This is a genomic window from Pseudomonas sp. TMW22091 (genome assembly GCF_022496705.1).
Classification (GTDB): domain Bacteria; phylum Pseudomonadota; class Gammaproteobacteria; order Pseudomonadales; family Pseudomonadaceae; genus Aquipseudomonas; species Aquipseudomonas saxonica.
This window is the reverse complement of the sequence record NZ_SCFI01000005.1, coordinates 406,392-413,356: the sequence shown is the minus strand read 5'-3', so window position 1 is coordinate 413,356 and position 6,965 is coordinate 406,392. Positions and strand designations below refer to the sequence as shown.

Annotated in this window: 7 protein-coding genes; 2 read left to right on the top strand and 5 right to left on the bottom strand. The window is 55.5% G+C overall.

From position 1 onward, the window contains the following. Window positions 1–269: 269 nt before the first annotated feature. The gene (locus tag EQV93_RS12830; protein WP_122785250.1) at window positions 270–533 is read right to left on the bottom strand and encodes a DUF3077 domain-containing protein; all 264 of its coding nucleotides are present in this window, start codon (window positions 531–533) and stop codon (window positions 270–272) included. A gap of 456 nt (window positions 534–989) precedes the next feature. Between EQV93_RS12830 and EQV93_RS12825 the strand changes: the two genes are divergently transcribed. Continuing rightward, window positions 990–1,241: a hypothetical protein gene (locus EQV93_RS12825; RefSeq protein ID WP_240891690.1), complete on the top strand. Its 252-nt coding sequence runs from the start codon at window positions 990–992 to the stop codon at window positions 1,239–1,241. 3 nt (window positions 1,242–1,244) lie between these two features. Beyond that, window positions 1,245–1,493 (top strand): colicin E3-like toxin immunity protein, encoded by a 249-nt coding sequence (locus EQV93_RS12820; RefSeq protein ID WP_240891689.1) that lies wholly within the window; start codon window positions 1,245–1,247, stop codon window positions 1,491–1,493. Window positions 1,494–1,675: 182 nt separating this feature from the next. Here EQV93_RS12820 and EQV93_RS12815 read toward each other — a convergent pair whose 3' ends face one another. The 4 genes from EQV93_RS12815 to EQV93_RS12800 form a co-directional block, all read right to left on the bottom strand. Beyond that, the gene (locus EQV93_RS12815; protein ID WP_240891688.1) at window positions 1,676–1,996 is read right to left on the bottom strand and encodes a hypothetical protein; all 321 of its coding nucleotides are present in this window, start codon (window positions 1,994–1,996) and stop codon (window positions 1,676–1,678) included. Between the two features lie 450 nt (window positions 1,997–2,446). Further along, complete coding sequence (gshA, locus tag EQV93_RS12810) at window positions 2,447–4,030, bottom strand: glutamate--cysteine ligase (protein ID WP_240891687.1); 1,584 nt, start codon at window positions 4,028–4,030, stop codon at window positions 2,447–2,449. A gap of 194 nt (window positions 4,031–4,224) precedes the next feature. After that, the gene (locus EQV93_RS12805; protein ID WP_122785246.1) at window positions 4,225–4,608 is read right to left on the bottom strand and encodes a PaaI family thioesterase; all 384 of its coding nucleotides are present in this window, start codon (window positions 4,606–4,608) and stop codon (window positions 4,225–4,227) included. After that, on the bottom strand, window positions 4,608–6,929 hold the full coding sequence (locus EQV93_RS12800; RefSeq protein WP_122785245.1) for a Tex family protein: 2,322 nt from the start codon (window positions 6,927–6,929) through the stop codon (window positions 4,608–4,610). Before EQV93_RS12800 ends, EQV93_RS12805 begins: the two co-directional genes overlap by 1 nt. Between the last annotated feature and the right edge of the window lie 36 nt (window positions 6,930–6,965).

Below are 6,965 nucleotides of genomic sequence, written 5' to 3'. Positions count from 1 at the left end.
TCCATGGCGGACACCTCTTTCCAGGACACATCACACCTCCTAAGGGTCAATGTGTCCTATTAAAAGTGTTCGCGATGTCTCCGAACATTGTGTTCGCTATGTCCCCGGTCCATACAGGGAGAGGGTTGGGGTGAGGGTCTTCAGCGCGAGCTATCAAAATTCCAGTAAACACACATCATCACAAGTCAAAAACAGATGTTCGCAACACCTCAGATCAGCTCCCTCTCCCTCTGGGAGAGGGTTGGGGTGAGGGTCATCAGCGCCAGCCATCAAAACTCCCGCAAGCACACATCATCAATGACGGCCTTGCCCATGTCGCACAAATAGTGCGAAGCCCAGGCATGCCGCTCGCTGTCTTTGCCGCGCGCGGCATCAAGAGCGAGCTTCTTGGCGCAATACAACAGCGCAGACACCTGCTCCAGCGCCTGACGCAAAGGCACATTGGGGTTAACGCGAAAGAGGTCGATATTGTCTTCGCCGCAAGGGCCAAAGGTCACGGCGCCGAGGGTGGTGATGGGGGGCGGTTTCATCATCAAGCGTGCTCCTAAAAGGATTAAGAGCTGCCACATTTGTGTTTAGGCAAAGGTGACAGCTGTACGCAGGCTGGAAACCGGGATAATTGAGCAAACCCGGCAGATCCGAAGATCTCCCGCGCACAGCCGTCATAACGCGAAGGCTAATGCATATAAAACGCCAACTATCTGAGTAATAGATGGCGCCAAGGTGCTCAATTGTTCTTCAGGTTTCCAGGCCCGGTCACTGTTTTTTTCAGCGACGGTGCACAGTACGCCCGCCCCTAAAATTCAGAAGTCGTCCATTGCCGCTATTCGCGTAGGAGGCTGCGCTTTTGTGTGCGCGTATCCCCATTCGCGCCTAATACAAATCACTCAACAAAAAATCCAGTGGCCTACAAAGACTCCGGACTCAGCTGATTTCGGCAAGATTTTTATGCCGATAACGTGCGGCGCTCTCCCCCAGGAAAGCGTCACATGGCCAGTCAGAAAGGAGTCACTCAAACACGTCGGCATTCAGGGGGCGACGCGGGGCAGGGTTATTGGTACTACGACGACATGACCCCCGCTGAGCTCAAAGAACGCGAAGTCCTGATAACCCAGTACGAGGCCATGCAGGCGCGACAAGAAGCTTACATGGAGCCCCGCCTAGCGGATTTCGCGGCGCACAAACGCCTTGATGCCGAGCGCCGGGGTTGTGTCTTCGCCAAGAAAATATCTTTGAGGTGAGTGATGGGATTAACAGTCGAGCTTTCGTGGTATGACAAAAAAACGGAATTTATTGTTGAAGATGAAACGTCTGAAGATTTTGGTAACGATTGCACTATCGTTGAGGCGCTAAACCTATCAATTAAAAAAAATGTCAATAACGGTTGCTTTGATGTGGGGCTTGAATGGCTCACAACGTTACAGCCCTTGTTTGTGCACCGCATAGACTTAAATGAATTCGACTACCAAGTTTCGTTTAACTATAAACGTTAGCGCTCAAGGCTGGGCACGGTCAACTGTAGGAGCGAGCACGCTCGCTCTTACAAATGTGTAAGTCCATGCGCTACGTCCTTCCAGCAAACGTTGGAGCTGTCGCAGAGAGCAGCAGGGGTGTTTTGAATCGCAGCGACCCCATCCATAAAGGGATGGATATTTGTTATTTAAAATAATGATCGTTAAATTCTAATGTCAGCCAGAAAGGTTTTTATTTTTTCATATTCTTCTAGCGTTACTTCGTAGGTCACCACTATTTTTTGGCCTGGGAGTGGCTTGGGTGCTAAGAATTTATGCGCGAAATTCCATAGTTGGATTAACAAAAACAAAGCACCCAAATAAGCAAAAAGATAGAAGCTGAAAACAAATATGAGTTGTGAGCTTTCTCTGAAATTTAAGAGCGATGAGGCATATATCAATGCGTTGGTGCAGGCTATAAATAAAAGAAGGGTAATCCATAGTAGTAAGTTGTGCATGCCGCCCTTTAAGCGTGTCTTGTTCATGTTATAAATACCTGAGCGTTGTGAATATTTTAGTTGGTGAGCGAGCGTGTGGAACTTGGCTCTACAGCCGTGTAATAGGCTCGCCCATTGGTCTGTGTCAGGCTATGTAATTTATAGGATGATGTTTTGTTGGTGGAGATAATGTTCGTAGGAAGATTCTGAAAGAATGCTACGCATTCTCCTGGACGTAAGTCTGCCCGGAGAATGGCATAAGCCTATAGTTATAGGATTCAACGAGGCGTTTAAAACGCACTGGATCACGTTCTTTGGAACGTCGCTATGTCTTCTATGTAAGGCGTGAGAGTCAACATTGTTATGTCACGGGAGCGCGCAGGCTTATCAATTAACGGCGCAAGAAAACTTCAATCGCCCGGAAGGTCTTCCAACTGAAGCTTTAGAGCAACTGAGAGCGAATCAGACGCTGGTAAAAACCAGCGCCTGACACACACCTCAGTTACTGATTGCCAAAATACTCGCCTGATACGAGGCCACAAACTGGTCGAAATCGCCCTGTTCGATTTGCTCGGTTTCGATTTGTTCTTGCAGTGACGTGCACGCCTTTTCTTCGAACGCCGCCTGCTCTTCTGCACTCAACGGCTCACTGCGAAAGTATTCGGCATGGGCCAGGCTTTGACGCATCGAGAACTGGGCGAAGCTTTCTTTATGCTCGGTCATGCTCGCCAATACCTTGGCGGACGGTGTCAGGGACACATCCTTGACCTTGGCCAATTGCTCGTCCAACGCTTTGCTATGGGCATCGCCGCCGTGGCTCTGGTCAAGCAAGGCCGCCAGTGGCGCAATCTGCTCCAGCAGTTCTGCTGCCCATTCCTTCATGTCGACCGCCTGGCCGTCACGTTGCAGTTGCAGGCCCGGACGGCGACCTTCTTTGACCACGCTCGCGAAGTTGGAGGTGCAACTGCTGCACTCAGCGTTATCAAACTGCGGGCTGTCATTGAATGCGCAGTACAGCAGAAACGCATCCAGAAAACGCGATTCGTGCAGATCGATGCCTACGGGCAGGAACGGGTTGATGTCCAGCAGGCGCACTTCTACGTACTGCACACCACGGGCCACCAACGCCTGAACCGGCCGCTCACCCGTGTAGGTCACGCGCTTGGGCCGTATGTTGGAGTAGTACTCGTTTTCGATTTGCAGAATGTTGGTGTTCAGTTGCACCCACTCGCCATCTTTATGCGTACCGATTTCGACGTAGGGCGGGTAGGGCGTTGCCACCGCCTTGCGCAGGCTGTCGGTGTAGCTGTCGAGGTTGTTGTAGCACGGCGTCAGTCCGGCCTGAGCATTGCTCTGGTAACCCAGGTCGCTCATGCGCAGGCTGGTGGCGTACGGCAGGTACAGCGTGTCGGCGTCAAATTGTTCCAGCTGGTGCGCACGGCCGCGCAAGAAGCCGGCGTCCAGCGCAGGCGAGGCGCCAAACAGGTACATCAACAGCCAGCTGTGACGGCGGAAGTTACGAATCAAGGCGATGTAGGCATCCGACTGATAGTCGCGGTCGGTGCCGACAAATCCTTCGGCCTCTTTAAGCACCGGCCACAGCGCTTCAGGCAGGCTGAAGTTGTAGTGAATGCCGGCAATGCACTGCATGGTTTTGCCGTAACGCAGGGCCAGGCCCTTGCGGTACACGTACTTGAGCTGGCCGATATTGGACGTGCCGTAGTAGGCAATCGGAATATCTTCTTCGGCCGGCAATGGGCACGGCATCGAAGGGCTCCACAGGAACTCGTTGCCGAGCTTGCTGTAGGCAAAACGGTGAATCTTGTCGAGGCTGGCCAGCGTCTCTGCCGGGTCAGGCAGGGCCGGGGTGATGAACTCCAGCAGCGACTCGGAATAGTCGGTGGTGATTTGGTCGTTGGTCAGGGCCGAGCCCAGTGCTTCAGGGTGTGGCGTTTGCGCCAAGCGGGCGTCGCCCGTTACGCGCAGGCATTCGCGCTCGATTCCGTGCAGGCACTGCTCAAGTAAAGAGAGGTTGGCGCGCTCACCGAGCAGAGCCAGGCGGCGGTTGAGAAGTTGGCTCAAGTTGGATTCCTTCACGCGTCAGTCGCCCCAATATGGGGGTGGTCAGGACGGTCTACAAGGGTGAAGTTGAAACTGGCGTGGTCGCCTGGTTTATGTCGGCAACGCTCAGTTCCGTTCCTGTTTCGGCTCGCGGCGCTCCAAGCGCATTTCGGCACTCTACAAGTGCCGAAATTAACTCAAATGGCAGGTGGCCGCTACAGCACTGCGAACGTGCCTTGCGCTTTTGCGACAAGTTTGTCGCCTTGCAGCACATCGGCTTCGACGACCAGCGTACGCCGGCCGGGGTGTATGACGGTGGCGATGCACACGACTTCGCCTTCAGACACCGCCCGGATGTAGTTGATCTTGCACTCAAGGGTCACGCTCTGCTGGTCAAAGCCATGGGCGCTGGAACAAGCCAGCCCCATGCTGATATCGACCAGACTGAACAACGCACCGCCATGCAGTTTGCCACCCCGGTTGCGCAGCTGTGGCTCAAGGCTCAGCGCCACGTGCGCGACACCGTCTTGCACAGACTGCACGCGGCAACCGATCAATTCGCTGAACGCGCTTTGGGTCATACCGTCCGGGAGGGCCATTAGCGTTTCTTCAGCTGTTTGGCGTTGGCAAACAACGAGGCCATCGCGTTATTGGCCGGGGCTGCAGCCACGGTTTCTTTACGCGGCGCGCTGTTTTGCTGACGCGGTGCAGAACCTGGGCGAGCACCCCGCGCGCCGTCGATTTTCTCGCCGGGCGTGTCGCTCATGCGCATCGACAGGCCAACGCGTTTGCGCGGGATGTCGACTTCCATCACTTTGACCTTGACCACGTCACCGGCTTTCACGGCTTCACGCGGGTCTTTGATGAATTTCTCGGACAAGGCCGAGATATGCACCAAACCATCCTGATGCACGCCAATATCGACGAAGGCACCGAAGTTGGTCACGTTGGTCACTACACCTTCCAGAATCATGCCCAGTTGCAGGTCTTTGAGGTCTTCGACGCCTTCCTGGAACTCGGCAGTCTTGAACTCTGGACGCGGGTCGCGACCTGGTTTTTCCAACTCCTGGAGGATGTCAGTGACGGTCGGCAGGCCGAAGGTTTCGTCGGTGAAGGTCTTGGGATCAAGGCGCTTGAGGAAGCTCGCGTCGCCAATCAGCGAGCGAATGTCGCGACCGGTGTCCGAGGCAATGCGTTTAACCAGCGGGTAGGCTTCAGGGTGAACCGCCGAGGCGTCCAACGGGTTGTCGCCATTCATGACGCGCAGGAAGCCGGCAGCCTGTTCGAAGGTCTTTTCGCCCAGACGGCTGACTTTTTTCAGCGCCGCACGGGTTTTGAAGGCACCGTTCTCATCGCGATGGCTAACGATATTTTGCGCCAGCGTGGCATTGAGGCCAGAAATACGGGCCAGCAAGGCCACCGAAGCAGTGTTCACGTCTACGCCCACGGCGTTTACGCAGTCTTCGACCACCGCATCCAGACCACGTGCCAGCTTGAGTTGGGACACGTCGTGTTGGTATTGGCCGACACCGATGGATTTAGGGTCGATTTTCACCAGCTCTGCGAGCGGGTCTTGCAGGCGACGGGCAATCGATACGGCGCCGCGAATCGATACGTCCAGATCCGGGAATTCCTTGGCCGCCAGTTCCGAAGCCGAATACACCGAGGCGCCCGCTTCGGACACCATGACTTTGGTGACTTTCAGGGCCGGGTATTTCTTCATCAGGTCGATCACCAGCTTGTCACTTTCGCGACTGGCGGTGCCGTTACCGATGGCGATCAGGTCAACCGAGTGCTTGGCGCACAGGGCCGCCATGATCGAAATGGTCTGGTCCCATTTGTTGTGCGGTACGTGCGGGTACACGGTTGCGTGTTCGAGCATCTTGCCGGTGGCGTCTACCACGGCGATCTTGCAGCCGGTACGCAGGCCCGGATCGAGGCCCAGGGTGGCGCGCGGGCCAGCAGGTGCGGCCAGCAGCAGGTCGTGCAGGTTGTGAGCGAAGACGTTGATGGCTTCGGTTTCAGCCCCATCGCGCAGCTCACCCAGCAGGTCGGTTTCGAGGTGGGTATAGAGCTTGACCTTCCAGGTCCAGCGCACCACTTCGCCCAGCCATTTGTCTGCGGGCCGGTTTTGATTTTCCAGGCCGAAGCGTTGGGCAATCATCATTTCGCCTGGGTGCATCGTGCCGGGCAGTTCTTCACCGACTTTGAGCGATGAGCTGAGAATGCCTTCATTGCGACCGCGGAAAATAGCCAGCGCGCGGTGCGAAGGCATGCTTTTGAGCGGCTCGTCGTGTTCGAAGTAGTCGCGGAACTTGGCGCCTTCTTCTTCTTTACCGGCGATGACGCGAGCACTGAGCACGGCTTCTTGCTTGAGGAAGCTGCGCAATTTGTCCAGCAGGCTGGCGTCCTCGGCGAAGCGCTCCATCAGGATGTATTTGGCACCATCGAGGGCAGCCTTGACGTCTGCCACGCCTTTTTCGGCATCGACAAAACGGGCCGCTTCGGTTTCCGGGTTCAGGGTCGGATCGTTGAACAGGCCATCGGCCAACTCGCCCAGGCCTGCTTCCAGGGCAATCTGGCCCTTGGTGCGACGCTTCTGCTTGTACGGCAAGTACAAGTCTTCGAGGCGTGTTTTGGTCTCGGCAAGTTTGATGTCGCGGGCAAGCTCGGGGGTCAGCTTGCCTTGTTCTTCGATGCTGGCAAGAATGCTGATGCGCCGTTCATCGAGTTCTCGCAGGTAGCGCAGGCGTTCTTCCAGATGACGTAACTGGGTGTCATCCAGGCTGCCGGTCACTTCCTTACGGTAGCGGGAGATGAAGGGTACGGTGGAGCCTTCATCCAGAAGAGCGACGGCCGCTTCGACCTGCTGCGGGCGCACGCCAAGTTCTTCGGCGATGCGGCTGTTGATGCTGTCCATAAAACCACCTGACAAATTGTGAAGCAGGCTCGCAGG

What these genes read in the sequence shown, in the direction of transcription:
- EQV93_RS12825 (WP_240891690.1), top strand. Translation starts at nt 990, where the DNA reads ATGGCCAGTCAGAAAGGAGTCACTCAAACACGTCGGCATTCAGGGGGC.
- EQV93_RS12830 (WP_122785250.1), bottom strand. Translation starts at nt 533, where the DNA reads ATGATGAAACCGCCCCCCATCACCACCCTCGGCGCCGTGACCTTTGGC.
- EQV93_RS12820 (WP_240891689.1), top strand. Translation starts at nt 1,245, where the DNA reads ATGGGATTAACAGTCGAGCTTTCGTGGTATGACAAAAAAACGGAATTT.
- EQV93_RS12805 (WP_122785246.1), bottom strand. Translation starts at nt 4,608, where the DNA reads ATGGCCCTCCCGGACGGTATGACCCAAAGCGCGTTCAGCGAATTGATC.
- EQV93_RS12815 (WP_240891688.1), bottom strand. Translation starts at nt 1,996, where the DNA reads ATGAACAAGACACGCTTAAAGGGCGGCATGCACAACTTACTACTATGG.
- EQV93_RS12800 (WP_122785245.1), bottom strand. Translation starts at nt 6,929, where the DNA reads ATGGACAGCATCAACAGCCGCATCGCCGAAGAACTTGGCGTGCGCCCG.